This window comes from Streptomyces sp. JH34 (assembly GCF_029428875.1).
Lineage (GTDB): Bacteria > Actinomycetota > Actinomycetes > Streptomycetales > Streptomycetaceae > Streptomyces.
The window spans coordinates 6258560-6273624 of record NZ_JAJSOO010000001.1; the positions used below are offsets into that span (position 1 = coordinate 6258560).

Here is a 15065-nt window from a genome sequence, read left to right on the forward strand (position 1 = left end):
CGGCGCGACCCGAGCGGAGGCCGTCCGTCAGTGCGGACGGTCACCCGCGACGGCCACCCGCTCCGCCACCCTGCGGTGCGGTGCGTAGTCGTTCACCGCGTAGTGCTGCGTCGCCCGGTTGTCCCAGAACGCGACGTCCCCCGCGCGCCAGGTGAAGCGGACCTGGTACTCGGGCACGTGCGCCTGCTGGAACAGCAGCCGCAGCATCCGGTCGCTCTCGTCCCGGTCCCAGCCCACGATCCGGGTGGTGAACGAGGTGTTGACGAAGAGCATCCGGCGTCCGGTGACGGGGTGCGTCCGCACCACGGGGTGCTCGACCGGCGGAAAGCGGTCCTGGAAGGGGAGCAGCCGCTCCGCAGGGGTGAACCGCGCGAAGCCCGGTACGAAGTCGTGCACCGCACGCGCCCCCTCCAGACGCGCCCTCACCTCCGGCGAGAGGTTGTCGTACGCCGCTGCCATGTCGGCCCACATGGTGTCCCCGCCGTACGGGGGCACCTCGCGCAGGTGCAGGACCGCGCCGAGGGCGGGCCGCTCACGGAACGTCACATCGGTGTGCCAGACGTTCTCGAAGCTCGGCACGGAGGAACGGTCGAAGCGTGCCACCTCGGGATCGTCCCCGGCCGCAAGCAGCGGGTTGGTCTCCAGCTCGCCCCAGTGGCGGGCGAAGGCACGCTGCTGGGCCGGACTGGGGTGCTGCCCGCGGAAGAAGAGGACCTTCCACTCCAGCAGCGCCCGGTCGAGTTCCTCGCGCACCGCGGACGTGAGCGGACGGGTCAGGTCGACACCGCCGATCTCGGCACCGATGAGCGGCCCCAGAGGAACGACGTCGAACAGCGTGTAGGGCCGGTCGGGCTGCCCCGGCGCCAGCCTGCGCAGCTCGCGCGGGCCCTCGTACAGCCCGTCCGGGGGCAGCCGGGAGGCGCGCGGCGCGGGGCCGGTACCGAGTGACGTGGTGAGGGACATGGAGACTCCTGTCTGTGTGGGAGTGTGCGGGCGGGGCCGTCCGTCCGGGCTCAGCGGGCCGCGTCGCGCACGGCCGCTCCGATCTCGGCGCGCAGCGCGGCGTATTCGGGCAGTCCTCGCAGCCCGTCCGGGTCGTCTTTCCCCGTCCGGGGCAGGGGGATGCGGACGTCCAGGGCGACGGTGCCGGGACCGGCGCTCAGGACGACCGCGCGGGTACCGAGGAAGACGGCCTCGTCCACGCTGTGCGTGACGAAGACCGAGGTGATCCCCGTACGCGCGCTGACCGTGCGCAGGTCCTCCTGGAGCCGCTCACGGGTGAGTGCGTCCAGGGCCGCGAACGGCTCGTCCAGCAGCAGCAGGCCCTTGCCGCCGGCCAGGGCCCGTGCGATGGCCACCCGCTGCTGCTGGCCCCCGGAGATCTGCCAGGTCCTGCGGCCCGCGGTGCCGGCCAGCCCGACCCGCTCCAGGAGTTCCTCGACGCGCGCGGGGCGTTCGGCCCGGGGGACTCCCGCGTAGCGCAGCGCCAGGGCGATGTTCTCCCCGACCGTCCGCCAGGGGAACAGCCGCGGCTGCTGGAAGACGACGCCCGCCTGCCGTCCCGGCTCAGGTGTCCCGCCGTGCACGGTGACGTCGCCCGAGGTGGCGTGCTCGAAGCCGGCGATCAGCCGCAGCAGCGTGCTCTTCCCGCTCCCCGACGGGCCCACGAGCACCAGGAACTCGCCGCCCGGGACGTCGAGCGACAGCGGGCCGAGGGCCGTCACGGCGTCCGCGCCGCGTCCGTAGCGGTGCGTCACCTCACGCACGGACACGGCGGGCGCGACCGTTGCCGGTGCGGCCTCCCGCGCGTCGTCCGGGGCACCCCTCCGTCGGTCATCCGGAGACGGCATCGCTCAGCCCTTCCACGTACACGGCCTTCTCCAGCTCCGCGAGTTCCGGTGCGGCCGGGATCTGCTTCTGTCCCGCCAGGAACTCCGCCGCGCTGCGAAGGTTCTCCGCCAGGTTGCCGACCTTCCCGGGGCGGCCCAGCCACTTGTCGTCGGCCTGTTCGGCCGGCTTGAGGAAGATGCCCTGCCTCAGCTGGGCGGCGGCGTCCCGGGGGCTGATCCCGAGCTGCTTGCCGACGGCCTCGGCGGCGGCCGGCGGGTCGTCGTGGATCAGGTCCAGGGCCTGTGCCTGGGCCTTGCGCCAGGCCGCGATCACCTCGGGCTGCTTGTCGATGAAGGCGGTGGACGCGACGCCCAGGTCGAGGGTCGGCTTGTCCGCCGCGGCCAGTTCCCGGCTGGAGAGAAGGGTCGTGCCGGTCTTCCCGAGCTCGTCGAGCGTGGGCAGCCACACGTAGGCCGCGTCGATGTCCCCGCGTGACCAGGCCGCGACGATGTCCTGCGGTTCGAGGTCGAGCAGATCGACCTCCGACGCGTCGACGCCCGCCTTGTCGAGCGCAGCCAGCAGGCTGTAGTGCGAGGTGGAACTGAAGGGCGTGGCGACCTTGCGGCCCGCCAGGTCCGCGACGTCCTCGACGCCGGCACCGTCGCGCGCCACCAACGCCTCGTTGTCACCGGCGACGTCCAGTACCCAGGTCACCTGGTACGGGATGTTCAGCGGCTCGGACAGACCGCGCGCCACCGGGCTGGAGCCGATGGCGGCGAGATCGACCGAGCCCGCGACGAAGGCCGTGTTGATGCCGGCGCCGGAGTCGAACTTGATCCACTTGATCGTGTGGTCCGGCAGGGCCTTCTCCAGCAGGCCCTTCTCCTTGACGATCAGGTCGCCGCTGGGGAAGGACTGGTAGCCGATCCGTATCGTCCTGCCGTCGCCCCGGTCGTCACCGCCTCCGCCGCCTCCCGTCCCGCAGGCGGTGACGACGACGAGCGCTCCCAGTGCCGCGACGAGCGTGGAGGTGCGGCGCGAACCGCGTGTTCCGGGCATGGTGTGGTCCTTCGTTCGTTGATCGAGAGGGCATGGCGGGCAGGGCGGTGCGGTGGGCGCGGTGCCCGCCGTCACGACAGCCGGCGCCACGGAGCGAGCCGGTTCTCGGCACCCCGCAGCAGGGCGTCGATCAGCAGGCCGGAGACGCCGATCGCGAGGAGTCCGAGGACGACCACGTCGGACTGGTTGTAGCGCTGGGCGTCACGGATCAGGCCGCCGATGCCGGGGAGTCCGTTGACGGTCTCGGCGGCGACCACCGAGGAGTAGGCGATGCCGAACGCCAGCCGCACGCCGATCAGGATCTCCGGCAGCGCGGACGGAAGGACGACGGAGGCGACCACCTGCGAGCGGCGGGCGCCGATGGCCCGTGCCGCCTCCACCAGCGAGGCGGGCGCGGAGGCGACGGCGGACGCGGTGGCCACGGCCACGGGCGGCATCGCGGCGATCGCCAGCAGCCACAGTTTGGGTGCCTCGTCGATGCCGAACCAGATGATCAGCAGGCTGAAGTACGCGAGCGGCGGCAGGGTCCGGAGGAAGGCCACCGCCGGTTCGAACACCACGCGTACCCACGGCAGCGTGCCCATCAGGACCCCGGCGACCAGTCCGGCCAGGACACCGGCGCCCGCACCGATCGCGATCCGGCGCAGACTGACGCCCAGGTGTTCGATCAAGGTGTGGCCCTGGTAGCCGCGCACCCCTTCATGGGTGCCCGACGTCGCGACGAGCGCGTCCCAGACGGCGGACGGCGGCGGCACGAGCAGTGGTGACCACAGCTCGAGCGTGGTCACGAGCTGCCAGAGGGCGAGCAGTACGACCAGCGCGACCAGCCGCAGTCCTGCCCGGCGCAAGCGCGCGGCCCTCTCGGGCGATCGGCGGCGCGCCGGGCGCGCGGGAGCGGGTCCGGGGGAGGGAGCCGGGCCTGACGGCTGCTTCTCCGTGGTGGTGGGTGCGGTCATGGGCGGGCTCCGTCGGGACGTGCCGAGGACACCGGGCCGCCGGGGGCGGACCGGGCACGGCAGGGGACGCGGGCGCGCTGAGGACGGCGCCCGCGGGCAACGGGGGAGGGGCCCTGCAGAACGCGTGCGTCCGTACCCGGGAGCGGACGGGGGACGTCCGGGCCGGCTCGGGTGCGGGGTTCTGGAGGGGGCCGCCGGCTCACCCGAGGGGCGGCCGGAAGGCGCGCGGACGAGGCCGCACAGTTCTGGAAGCGCTCAGCGCCGCCGGGCCAGGCTCAACAGGAGCAGCTGGTCACACGGCAGAGATCGATGCTGAGGCGCTCCTTCAGGAACTGGTCGCTGATCACGGTGATTTTCTAACACACGCTCAGGACGTACACCAGAGGGTGTCCGCGTCCTGGTACGGACCGGAGTGCCGCCTCGGGGCGGGATGCCGCCTGCCGGGCCGGTGAGCGGGACAGGACGGGACCGCGGGAGGGAATCGCGGGGCCGGAAGGCCGGGAGCGCGTGAACCGTAATGATCCTGTGAGGCTCCGGGGCGCATCGCGGCAAGGAAGTGGCGCCGGGCATGGCAGGCTTGGGGCATGGCCCAGATCAACCCCAGCATCTTGTCCGCCGACTTCGCCCGCCTCGCCGAGGAGGCGAAGGCCGTAGAAGGCGCCGACTGGCTCCATGTCGATGTCATGGACAACCATTTCGTGCCCAATCTGACGCTCGGCGTACCGATCGTGGAGGCGCTGAGCAAGGCCACGGGCACCCCGCTGGACTGCCACCTCATGATCGAGGACGCGGACCGCTGGGCACCGCAGTACGTCGAGGCGGGCGCGGGCTCCGTCACCTTCCACGCGGAGGCCGCGGCGGCGCCGGTGCGCCTGGCGCGGGAGATCAGGGCCAAGGGCGCCCGCGCCTCCATGGCGCTGAAGCCGGCGACGCCCATCGAGCCGTACGAGGACCTGCTCCCCGAGCTCGACATGCTGCTGATCATGACGGTGGAGCCGGGATTCGGCGGCCAGGCGTTCCTCGACATCATGCTGCCGAAGATCCGCCGCACCCGGGAGCTGATCTCCAAGCACGGCCTCGAGCTGTGGCTGCAGGTCGACGGCGGGGTCTCCGCCACCACCATCGAGCGGTGCGCCGAGGCCGGCGCGGACGTCTTCGTCGCCGGATCGGCCGTCTACGGGGCCCAGGACCCGGCGGAGGCGGTGCGGGCACTGCGCGCACAGGCGGACACGGTCACCGCTTCCGCACCCTGGGCGTGCGGCCACTGAACCAAGCTCAGATGAACGCGGCCCGACGGGCCTGATCAAGGATCGCCGGATCTGACAGGATGAACGGCGTATCGGGCGTGTGAACAGCAGTGAGGAGATCGCGGTGTCTGGCATCTCGGCGGGTCGGTCAGCCATGCGGATGGGACCCGCGGAGCTGGTGCAGGCGGCGGCCATGGCCCGCCGGTTCTACCTCGAGGGCAAGTCGAAGATCCAGATCGCCGAGGAGTTCGGCGTCAGCCGCTTCAAGGTGGCCCGGGTCCTGGAGACGGCACTCGAGCGTGATCTCGTGAGGATCGAGATCCGGGTACCGGCGGAGCTGGACGCGGAGCGCTCCGACGCGCTCCGGGCGCGCTACGGCCTGCGGCACGCTGTCGTGGTCGAGTCACCGGCGGAGGAACAGGACGACGCCGCCGACCCGGAGAACCTGGGTGAGGTGGCTGCCGAGCTGCTCGGCGAGCTGGTCGACGAGGGCGACGTGCTGGGCCTGGCCTGGGGCCGCTCCACCATCCACATGGCGGCGGCCCTCGACCGGCTGCCCCCGTGCACGGTGGTGCAGCTGACCGGCGTGTACGACGCGGGTACGGCAGAGCGCGGCTCGGTCGAGGCGGTCCGCCGTGCCGCGCAGGTATCGGGCGGCGAGGCGCACCCGATCTACGCCCCGATGCTGCTGCCCGACCCGGCGACGGCGGCCGCGCTGCGCCATCAGACCGGGATCGCCCGCGCCTTCGAGTACTTCGACAAAGTGACGGTCGCCGCGGTCTCCATCGGGTCCTGGGAGCCCGGCATCTCCACCGTCCACGACATGCTGTCGGACGAGGAGCGTGCCCACTACGCCTCGCTCGGAGTGGCGGCCGAGATGTCCGCGCACCTCTTCGACACGAACGGCCGACGGGTCGGCCGGGACCTCGGCGAGCGGTGCATCACCGTGGAGGCGGACCGGCTGCGCCGGATCCCCGAGGTGGTCGCCATCGCCGGAGGCCAGCGCAAGGCGGCTGCGATCGGCGCGGTGCTGCGCTCCGGGCTGGTCACCAGCCTGGTCACGGACACGGCGGCGGCCGACTACCTCCTGACGGAGTCCGCCGCCGGACAGCGGCCGGCGCTGGAGCGGGCCGACCCCGACAACTGACCTGGTCGCCGGGGCCGGCCAGGGGCGTCGATGCCCCCGGCCACGGCACGGACCGACGACGACGGTGGCCGGGCACCCGTGCGGTGCCCGGCCTCCGTCATGCCCGGTCCGTGCCGTGCCCGGTCAGAGACCGGGGCCGGCGCCCAGCCGCGCGTGGTCCTCGCTCACGCCGAGGACGGACTCCTCCAGGTAGGCCCCCGGCTCCGCGTACTGGCTGACGTCCGCCGGGTTGTAGCGGGGGGTCTGCCGCGACCAGTCCAGGTTCCCGCGCATCCAGCTCCGCATTCCGTCGAGGTAGGGCACGAGCAGGTCCGCCAGCTCCGGGTAGCGGCCGAGCAGCTCGCTCTCGGCCGTGAGGAACCGCTCGGTCTCGGTCGCGATCTCCCGGCACACGTGCTCCAGTGCCTGGTGCTTGTCGTAGCCGCGGTGGTGGCGGACCAGATGGACGAGATTGTGTATCTCGCCCAGCACCTGTTCCTTCTCGTACGAATACACGTCGTTCGCCCAGCACACGACGTTGCAGGACGCCTCGAGCGCCGTGATGAACCGGGCGTCGTTGTGGACCGATTCGGGCGCTCCCGTGCCGGCCACGATCTCTATCAGGTCCATGCACACATGGATCGCCCCGGTGTGCCGGCGCTTGGCGATGTACGTGGCCTCGGAGGGCACGACCCCGTCGGCACGGTTCCCCGCCTCCCAGGTGGTGGCGGTCGTCAGGTACATCATGAGGTGCCAGGTGAAGCGGGTGCGCCAGTGGACGGCGGCCTGTGGGATCGTACGTTCCCACAGGTCCGCCAGGGCGACCAGCGCGGCAGGGGCCTCCTCGTCGGGACCGGGGCCGGGAGCCCTGCCCTCGACCACGGCGCGCATCCGCTCCACCACGTCGCGCACGCGGTCGGGGCTGCGTCCGAGGTGCCCGTCGTCCAGCTGATCGTCGACGAGGAAGAGCCAGACGAACCAGTCGGCGACCAGATCCAGGTGCTCGCTGTTCGCCGTCGGATAGACCATGCCCACGAAGGCGCCGAAGTCGGCCTGCTCGAAGCGGCGCCTGGCCGATTCCCGGTGTACCAGGCCGGTGTGCCTCGTCCAGGCGTCGAGGTGCTCACGGGTGTGATCCACGTGCGGATTGCTCCGCTGGGTGAACGGGCAGTAGATGTCGGGCAGTTCGCTCTCCACGGGCGGTCCCCATCCTCTCCGGCCGAACGCGTGACAGGTGTTCCGGGCTCGTGGGCGACGTCGCGCCTACCGCGAGGACCTGCGGATTTGAAGCTACCTGACCCCTCGTCACCCGGTCCAGGGATCGTGATCACGAGCGAGCGAATCGTGTTCGGGTAGGGTCCATGGGTAAGGCAGGTTCCACTTGCCCGGCCCCCGGGCGGCCTCCTTGGAGGAACCGACGAAGACGGGGGCTCATTGCTGTGTCTTCGTGGAAACGACCTGCACCGTTTCGTATGAAAAAATGGTTCTTATGCGTTTTCTTGAGCCCGGTACGGGTCGCTACACGACCTCTCCCTCGGTCCCCTACGACCTCACGTACGACGATGTCTTCATGGTTCCCGGCCGTTCCGCGGTCGGGTCCCGGCAGGCCGTGGATCTCTCGTCGCCGGACGGCAGCGGCACCACCATCCCGCTCGTCGTCGCGAACATGACCGCCATCGCGGGTCGCCGGATGGCCGAAACCATCGCCCGCCGCGGTGGGCTGGTCGTGATCCCCCAGGACATCCCGATCGAGGTCGTCACCGAGGTCATCGGCTGGATCAAGAAGCGCCACCTCGTGCTCGACACGCCGATCGTCCTGGCCCCCGGCCAGACCGTCGCCGACGCGCTCTCCCTCCTGCACAAGCGGGCCCACGGGGCCGGTGTCGTCGTCGACGCGGAGAACCGGCCCGTCGGAGTCGTCACCGACCACGACCTGACCGGCGTGGACCGTTTCACGCAGCTGTCCGAGGTCATGTCCAAGGACCTGGTGGTGCTCGACGCGGACATCGATCCGCGGGAGGCCTTCAACACGCTCGACGGCGCCAACCGCAAGCTCGCTCCGGCGGTCGACGCGGACGGCCGCCTCGTCGGCATCCTCACCCGTAAGGCGGCGCTGCGGGCGACGCTCTACACCCCCGCGACGGACGCGGACGGCAAGCTGCGGATCGCGGCGGCCGTCGGTATCAACGGCGATGTGGCGGGCAAGGCCGCTCAGCTCCTCGCCGCGGGCGTCGACACCCTCGTCGTGGACACCGCGCACGGCCACCAGGAATCCATGATCAGCGCGGTCGCCGCCGTCCGGGCGCTCGACCCGGCGGTGCCGATCGTCGCGGGCAACGTCGTGGCCGCCGAGGGTGTGCGGGACCTGATCGAGGCGGGCGCCGACATCATCAAGGTCGGTGTGGGTCCCGGCGCGATGTGCACCACGCGCATGATGACCGGGGTCGGCAGGCCCCAGTTCTCCGCCGTGCTGGAGTGCGCGGCCGAGGCGAGGAAGCACGGCAAGCACGTCTGGGCCGACGGAGGTGTCCGGCACCCGCGTGACGTGGCGATGGCGCTCGCCGCCGGCGCGTCCAACGTCATGATCGGTTCCTGGTTCGCGGGCACGTACGAGTCGCCCGGCGACCTGCAGCAGTCCGCCGACGGGCGGTACTACAAGGAGTCGTTCGGGATGGCCTCGGCGCGTGCGGTCAGGAACCGTACCTCGGAGGAGTCCGCCTACGACCGCGCCCGCAAGGGTCTGTTCGAGGAGGGCATCTCCACCTCGCGGATGTTCCTCGACCCCACCCGCCCCGGTGTGGAGGACCTGATCGACTCGATCATCGCCGGTGTCCGCTCCTCCTGCACCTACGCGGGGGCGTCCTCGCTCGAGGAGTTCGCCGAGAAGGCGGTCGTCGGTGTGCAGAGCGCCGCCGGTTACGCGGAGGGCAAGCCGCTCCACGCCAGCTGGAGCTGATGACGACGGGCCGGACGGCCCGCACCACGGGTGCCCCTGCCCGGCGTTCGCGCCGGGGAGGGGCACCTTTCGTGTGCGGGGCGCCGGATCGCGGGCGCCGGACCGGCCGCACCGGTGAGCACTTCCGTAACCCCTACAACTCGGTTGAAGGGTAAGTAATATGAGCCGCAATCAGGCTGCCCGCCCCTCTGCGGTAAAGGGATTTCATGATTTCCTACTTCACCGACCTGGCCCAGCAGTACATCGACGGCGAGTGGCGGCCGGGGAAGGGGTCCTGGGACATCATCGACTTCAACCCGTACAGCGGGGAGAAGCTCGCCTCGATCACCGTCGCGACCGCCGACGAGGTCGACCAGGCCTACCGGGCCGCCGAGCGGACGCAGCCCGAGTGGGCGGACACGAACCCGTACGCCCGGCGGACCGTGCTGGAGAAGGCGCTGCGCGTCGTCGAGGAGCGCGAGGACGAGATCAGTGAGGCGATCGTCGCGGAGCTCGGCGGCACCCGGCTGAAGGCGGGCTTCGAGCTTCACCTGGCCAAGGAGTTCCTGCGCGAGGCCGCCCAGCTCACCCTGCGGTCCACCGGGCAGATCCTGCCGTCGCCGACGGAGGGCAAGGAGAACCGCGTCTACCGCCTCCCGGCCGGTGTCGTGGGTGTCATCAGCCCCTTCAACTTCCCCTTCCTGCTGTCGCTGAAGTCGGTCGCCCCCGCCCTGGCCCTCGGCAACGCCGTGGTCCTCAAGCCGCACCAGAACACCCCGGTGTGCGGCGGCACGCTGATCGCCAAGGTGTTCGAGGAGGCGGGCCTGCCCGCCGGGCTGCTGAACGTCGTGGTCACCGACATCGCGGAGATCGGCGACAGCCTGCTGGAGCACCCCGTCCCGCAGGTCATCTCCTTCACCGGCTCGGACAGGATCGGCCGCCACGTGGCGAGGGTCTGCGCGGCCAACCTCAAGCGCGCGGTGCTCGAACTGGGCGGGAACAGCGCGCTGATCGTCCTCGACGACGCCGACGTGGACTACGCCGTCGACGCGGCCGTCTTCAGCCGCTTCATCCACCAGGGCCAGGTGTGCATGGCGGCCAACCGCATCCTCGTGGACCGGTCGGTGGAACAGGAGTTCACGGAGAAGTTCGTCGCCAAGGTCGCCTCACTGCGTGTCGGCGACCCGGCCGACCCCACGACCCACATCGGCCCGCTGATCAGCTCCTCGCAGGCCGACGCGGTCTCCAAGCTCGTCGACGAGACGGTGGCCGCGGGTGCCACGGCACTGCTGCACGGCCGGGCCGAGGGCAACGTGGTGAGTCCGTCCGTGCTGACCGGCCTCGCCGCCGATTCCCCCGTCCTCCAGCAGGAGATATTCGGTCCGGTGGCCCTGCTGGTCCCCTTCGACGGCGAGGACGAGGCCGTGCGGATCGCCAACGACACCCCCTACGGGCTGAGCGGCGCGGTCCACACCGGCAACATCGAGCGTGGTGTACGGGTGGGGCAGCGGATCCGCACCGGCATGATCCACATCAACGACGGCACGGTCCACGACGAGCCCATCGTCCCCTTCGGCGGGGAGAAGAGCTCCGGTCTGGGACGGCTGAACGGCGAGTCGATGCTGGAGGCGTTCACCACGCAGAAGTGGATCTCGGTCCAGCACGGCCGCTCGCAGTTCCCCTTCTGACCGGCGCGGCCGCCCGCGGTGAGCGCGCTCCGGCGGGGTGGCCCGTGGTGTACTTCGGGGGCGGCACGCGCCGCCCCCGAAGCCCTCGCCGCAGAAAAGTGATCCGCCCGACGTGCGCCTGAACGACCTCGACGAACGCATCGTCCACGCCCTCGCCGAGGACGCCCGCCGCTCCTACGCGGACATCGGCGCCCTCATCGGTCTCTCCGCACCCGCGGTCAAACGCCGTGTGGACCGGCTGCGCGCCGAAGGCGCCATCACGGGGTTCACCGTGCGCGTCGATCCCGCGGCACTCGGCTGGGAGACCGAGGGCTTCATCGAGATCTACTGCAGCCGCAACACCGCCCCCGAAGCGATCAGACGTGGGCTGGCCACGTATCCGGAGATCGCGTCCGCGTCCACGGTGACGGGCGACGCCGACGCGATCGTGCAGGTCTTCGCCGCCGACATGAAGCACTTCGAACAGGTGCTGGAGCGCATCGCGGGCGAGCCCTACGTCGAGCGGACCAAGTCGGTCCTCGTGCTCTCCCCGCTGCTGCGGCGCTTCTCCTCGGGCCCGCCCGCCTGACGACGCGGGAGCCGGGGCCGCCGATGGCACGGCCCCCCGGAGCCGGGACATCGGCGACCCCGGCCCCTCGGAGCCGGCCGTGGGAGAGACCGAAATCACTCGCCCGACCTGCGGAAACGTCCCACGCAACGAATCGCCGCTGGTGGGCCGCCCCGCGCAACGGATCGACGGTGCACGCGCAACATTCGCGTCTTGTCGGCCGTGATCCCCGCGCCGTACCTTCGATACGTCTCCCCACCCCGCCCGTCCCGCCCGAGGTCAGCCATGCCGCCGTTGCGTACCGCCCTGCTCCAGAGCTCCGGACGGACCGGTTCCGTGGACGCCAACCTCGCCACGCTGGAGGAGGCCGCGGCGCGCGCCGCCGCCGCGGGTGCCCGGCTGCTGGTCTGCCCGGAGCTGTTCCTCACCGGATACGCCATCGGCGACGCCGCCCCCGAGCTGGCCGAGCCGGCGGACGGGCCCTCGGCGCAGGCCGTCGCCGACATCTGCGTACGCCACGGCCTCGCCGTCCACTACGGCTACCCGGAGCGGTCGGGAGACGCCGTCTTCAACGCGGCGCAGCTCATCGGCCCCGGCGGCGCGCCACTCGCCAACTACCGCAAGACCCACCTCTTCGGGAGCTTCGAGGAGGAGTGGTTCACCCCCGGCGAGCAGCCGGTGGTGCAGGCCGAGCTGGACGGCGTCCGCCTCGGGCTGCTGATCTGCTACGACGTCGAGTTCCCGGAGAACGTGCGCGCCCACGCCCTGGCCGGGACGGAGCTGCTGCTGGTCCCGACCGCGCTGATGCACCCCTTCCCGTTCGTCGCCGAGGCCGTGGTGCCGGTCCGCGCCTTCGAGAGCCAGCTCTACATCGCCTACGTCAACAGGGCAGGCCAGGAAGGCGAGTTCGACTTCACCGGGCTGAGCTGCCTGGCCGGCCCCGACGGCACGGTCCGCGTCCGCGCCGGGCGGGGCGAGGAACTCGTCGTCGGTGAGGCCGATCCCGCGCTGCTCGCCGCCTCCCGTGCCGCCAACCCGTACCTCCAGGACCGTGTTCCCGGTCTGTACGGCTCCCTCGTCTGATATCCCTCACCCCGTCGCACGTTCTCCCGCCAGGAGCCCCACCCCCATGACGTCCACCGTGCCCAACGCCGTCCAGCACACCGAGGCGCAGCCGCCGATCACCATGTTCGGGCCGGACTTCCCCTACGCCTACGACGACTTCCTCGCCCACCCGGCGGGCATCGGACAGATACCGGCCACCGAACACGGTGCCGAGGTCGCCGTCATCGGCGGCGGGCTCTCCGGCATCATCGCCGCCTACGAACTGATGAAGATGGGGCTGAAGCCCGTCGTCTACGAGGCGGACCGGATCGGCGGGCGCCTGCGTACCGTCGGCTTCGAGGGCTGCGACCCCGCGCTGACCGCCGAGATGGGCGCGATGCGCTTCCCGCCCTCGTCCACGGCGCTCCAGCACTACATCGACCTCGTGGGCCTGGAGACCAAGCCGTTCCCCAACCCCCTCTCCCCGGCCACCCCGTCGACCGTCGTCGACCTCAAGGGCGAGTCCCACTACGCGCGGACCATCGACGACCTGCCCCCGGTGTACCGCGAGGTGATGGACGCCTGGAACTCCTGCCTGGAGGAGGGCGCCGACTTCTCCGACATGAACCGCGCGATGCGCGAGCGCGACGTGCCGCGCATCCGGGAGATCTGGGCGAAGCTCGTCGAGAAGCTCGACGACCAGACCTTCTACGGATTCCTGTGCGGCTCCGACTCCTTCTCCTCCTTCCGGCACCGGGAGATCTTCGGACAGGTCGGCTTCGGCACCGGCGGCTGGGACACCGACTTCCCCAACTCGATCCTGGAGATCCTCCGCGTCGTCTACACCGAGGCCGACGACCACCACCGGGGGATCGTCGGCGGCAGTCAGCAACTGCCGCTGCGCCTGTGGGACCGTGAGCCGCAGAAGATCGTGCACTGGCCGCTCGGCACGTCGCTCTCCTCCCTGCACGACGGGCAGCCCCGCACCGCCGTGACCCGGCTGGACCGCACGGCCGGGAACCGGATCACCGTCACCGACGCCGGCGGCGACATCCGCAGCTACCGGGCGGCGGTCTTCACCGGACAGTCCTGGTTGCTGCTCTCCAAGATCGCCTGCGACGACGCGCTCTTCCCGATCGACCACTGGACGGCGATGGAGCGCACCCACTACATGGAGTCGTCCAAGCTGTTCGTGCCGGTCGACCGTCCGTTCTGGCTCGACAAGGACGCGAGCACCGGCCGGGACACCATGTCCATAACGCTCACGGACCGGATGACCCGGGGGACGTACCTCCTGGACGACGGTCCCGGCAAGCCGGCCGTCATCTGCCTCTCCTACACGTGGTGCGACGACAGCCTGAAGTGGCTGCCCCTCTCCCCGACGGAGCGCATGGACGTCATGCTCAAGTCGCTCGGCGAGATCTATCCGGGCGTCGACATCCGCAAGCACGTCATCGGCAACCCCGTCACCGTCTCCTGGGAGAACGAGCCCTATTTCATGGGCGCGTTCAAGGCCAACCTGCCCGGCCACTACCGCTACCAGCGGCGGCTGTTCACCCACTTCATGCAGGACAGACTGCCCGCCGACAAGCGCGGCCTGTTCCTCGCGGGCGACGACATCTCGTGGACGGCGGGCTGGGCCGAGGGGGCCGTGCAGACCGCGCTGAACGCCGTATGGGGTGTGATGGCGCAGTTCGGCGGCGCCACCGACCCGACGAATCCCGGCCCGGGTGACGTCTTCGACGAGATCGCGCCGGTCGAGCTCCCGGAGGGCTGAAGCCGGGCTGAGCCGGGCTGAGGGGCGCCGCCGCGTCGTCTCAGCGGCACGGGGTGAGCAGGAAGCGCCCCACCAGCCCGGCCCCGGCGTCCATCCGCGACCGGAACTCCTCGGCCAGGGGCGGTGCCCCGCGCAGTCGCCACAGCATCCGGGCCGCCGACCAGGACGCCTCACGGGCCCGCTCAAGACTCCAGGCCCCGGCCAGGTGGGTCAGCGGATCGGCGACCTGCAGCAGGTCGGGACCCGGCATCAGATCCTCGCGGATCTGCTCCTCCAGCATCACGAGGAGGTCTCCCACCCGCTCGAACTCCTCCTCCAGATCCACCGGAGCGCAGCCGAGGGTACGGCAGGTGTCCACGACGGCAAGGGCGAGATCGTGTCCGATGTGCGCGTTGATACCGGCGAGTGCGAACTGCAGCGGACGTACGCCCGGATGGAGCCGGTACTGGAACAGGGGCCGCCAGCACTCCGGCGGAAGGCCGCCCGAGACGGCCGTGTCGACCGCCGCCAGATAGCGTTCGGCGAACCGCACGTCCAGCGTCGACACGGCTTCCCGGTCCCGGAACGCGCCGTCCGAGAGGTGCCGGCCGAGTGTCTCCGTGACCGTCAGATAGACCTCGTTGAAGACCGCGACGCCGTCCCCGGGCGGCCAGTGCGAGCGGAACCCGCGCATCCGCTCGATCACGCCGCCGACATCGGTCGTCGTGCCGGCAGTGCCGGCCGGAGGTGCGAACTGCTCGATCCGGTCCATGCGGGCAGCGTCCCAGCCGTAGCCTCGCCGCGGCGCCGACCGGCCCGGGACTTCATCGGAACGGGCGAACACCGGGCGCCGGGGGAGGGGACGAAGCGTGCCGGG

At 71.2% G+C, this 15065-nt stretch carries 13 protein-coding genes; 7 read left to right on the top strand and 6 right to left on the bottom strand.

Annotation, left to right across the window (positions count from 1 at the left end; all coding sequences use genetic code 11):
- Window positions 1–27: 27 nt before the first annotated feature.
- The 4 genes from LWJ43_RS28200 to LWJ43_RS28215 all read right to left on the bottom strand — a co-directional run bounded on the left by LWJ43_RS28200 (window position 28) and on the right by LWJ43_RS28215 (window position 3845).
- Window positions 28–963, bottom strand: a complete 936-nt coding sequence (locus tag LWJ43_RS28200; RefSeq protein ID WP_277334991.1) for a TauD/TfdA dioxygenase family protein — start codon at window positions 961–963, stop codon at window positions 28–30.
- A gap of 50 nt (window positions 964–1013) precedes the next feature.
- Window positions 1014–1850 (bottom strand): ABC transporter ATP-binding protein, encoded by an 837-nt coding sequence (locus tag LWJ43_RS28205; RefSeq protein ID WP_277334992.1) that lies wholly within the window; start codon window positions 1848–1850, stop codon window positions 1014–1016.
- Entirely contained in the window at window positions 1834–2889 is a 1056-nt protein-coding gene (locus LWJ43_RS28210; RefSeq protein ID WP_277334993.1) for a taurine ABC transporter substrate-binding protein, read from the bottom strand. Before LWJ43_RS28210 ends, LWJ43_RS28205 begins: the two co-directional genes overlap by 17 nt.
- 71 nt (window positions 2890–2960) lie before the next feature.
- A complete protein-coding gene (locus LWJ43_RS28215; RefSeq protein WP_277334994.1) occupies window positions 2961–3845 on the bottom strand; it encodes an ABC transporter permease in 885 nt (294 codons plus the stop codon).
- 584 nt (window positions 3846–4429) lie between these two features.
- On the opposite strand from LWJ43_RS28215, the gene rpe reads away from it, so the two are divergent.
- The gene (gene rpe, locus LWJ43_RS28220) at window positions 4430–5113 is read left to right on the top strand and encodes a ribulose-phosphate 3-epimerase (protein WP_277334995.1); all 684 of its coding nucleotides are present in this window, start codon (window positions 4430–4432) and stop codon (window positions 5111–5113) included.
- 139 nt (window positions 5114–5252) lie between these two features.
- Complete coding sequence (locus LWJ43_RS28225) at window positions 5253–6239, top strand: sugar-binding transcriptional regulator (RefSeq protein ID WP_275320585.1); 987 nt, start codon at window positions 5253–5255, stop codon at window positions 6237–6239.
- Between the two features lie 123 nt (window positions 6240–6362).
- Here the strand turns inward: LWJ43_RS28225 and LWJ43_RS28230 are convergent, their stop codons facing one another.
- Window positions 6363–7415, bottom strand: a complete 1053-nt coding sequence (locus LWJ43_RS28230) for a terpene synthase family protein (protein WP_277334996.1) — start codon at window positions 7413–7415, stop codon at window positions 6363–6365.
- Between the two features lie 292 nt (window positions 7416–7707).
- On the opposite strand from LWJ43_RS28230, the gene LWJ43_RS28235 reads away from it, so the two are divergent.
- From LWJ43_RS28235 to LWJ43_RS28255, 5 genes are all read left to right on the top strand, one after another.
- Window positions 7708–9174, top strand: coding sequence for a GuaB1 family IMP dehydrogenase-related protein (locus LWJ43_RS28235; RefSeq protein ID WP_277334997.1), 1467 nt, complete (start codon window positions 7708–7710; stop codon window positions 9172–9174).
- 209 nt (window positions 9175–9383) lie between these two features.
- Window positions 9384–10841, top strand: coding sequence for an aldehyde dehydrogenase family protein (locus tag LWJ43_RS28240; protein WP_277336015.1), 1458 nt, complete (start codon window positions 9384–9386; stop codon window positions 10839–10841).
- 112 nt (window positions 10842–10953) lie between these two features.
- On the top strand, window positions 10954–11409 hold the full coding sequence (locus LWJ43_RS28245; RefSeq protein WP_277334998.1) for an Lrp/AsnC family transcriptional regulator: 456 nt from the start codon (window positions 10954–10956) through the stop codon (window positions 11407–11409).
- Between the two features lie 264 nt (window positions 11410–11673).
- Window positions 11674–12471 carry a carbon-nitrogen hydrolase family protein gene (locus LWJ43_RS28250; RefSeq protein ID WP_277334999.1) on the top strand — a complete coding sequence of 266 codons (798 nt, stop codon included), beginning with the start codon at window positions 11674–11676 and terminating at the stop codon, window positions 12469–12471.
- Between the two features lie 46 nt (window positions 12472–12517).
- On the top strand, window positions 12518–14209 hold the full coding sequence (locus LWJ43_RS28255) for a flavin monoamine oxidase family protein (protein ID WP_277335000.1): 1692 nt from the start codon (window positions 12518–12520) through the stop codon (window positions 14207–14209).
- Between the two features lie 40 nt (window positions 14210–14249).
- Here the strand turns inward: LWJ43_RS28255 and LWJ43_RS28260 are convergent, their stop codons facing one another.
- The gene (locus LWJ43_RS28260; RefSeq protein WP_277335001.1) at window positions 14250–14960 is read right to left on the bottom strand and encodes a DUF5995 family protein; all 711 of its coding nucleotides are present in this window, start codon (window positions 14958–14960) and stop codon (window positions 14250–14252) included.
- Between the last annotated feature and the right edge of the window lie 105 nt (window positions 14961–15065).

Bases quoted from the DNA above. Each gene is read 5' to 3' on its own strand.
- LWJ43_RS28200 (WP_277334991.1), bottom strand. From the start codon at position 963: ATGTCCCTCACCACGTCACTCGGTACCGGCCCCGCGCCGCGCGCCTCC.
- LWJ43_RS28205 (WP_277334992.1), bottom strand. From the start codon at position 1,850: ATGCCGTCTCCGGATGACCGACGGAGGGGTGCCCCGGACGACGCGCGG.
- LWJ43_RS28210 (WP_277334993.1), bottom strand. From the start codon at position 2,889: ATGCCCGGAACACGCGGTTCGCGCCGCACCTCCACGCTCGTCGCGGCA.
- LWJ43_RS28215 (WP_277334994.1), bottom strand. From the start codon at position 3,845: ATGACCGCACCCACCACCACGGAGAAGCAGCCGTCAGGCCCGGCTCCC.
- rpe (WP_277334995.1), top strand. From the start codon at position 4,430: ATGGCCCAGATCAACCCCAGCATCTTGTCCGCCGACTTCGCCCGCCTC.
- LWJ43_RS28225 (WP_275320585.1), top strand. From the start codon at position 5,253: ATGGGACCCGCGGAGCTGGTGCAGGCGGCGGCCATGGCCCGCCGGTTC.
- LWJ43_RS28235 (WP_277334997.1), top strand. From the start codon at position 7,708: ATGCGTTTTCTTGAGCCCGGTACGGGTCGCTACACGACCTCTCCCTCG.
- LWJ43_RS28250 (WP_277334999.1), top strand. From the start codon at position 11,674: ATGCCGCCGTTGCGTACCGCCCTGCTCCAGAGCTCCGGACGGACCGGT.
- LWJ43_RS28255 (WP_277335000.1), top strand. From the start codon at position 12,518: ATGACGTCCACCGTGCCCAACGCCGTCCAGCACACCGAGGCGCAGCCG.
- LWJ43_RS28260 (WP_277335001.1), bottom strand. From the start codon at position 14,960: ATGGACCGGATCGAGCAGTTCGCACCTCCGGCCGGCACTGCCGGCACG.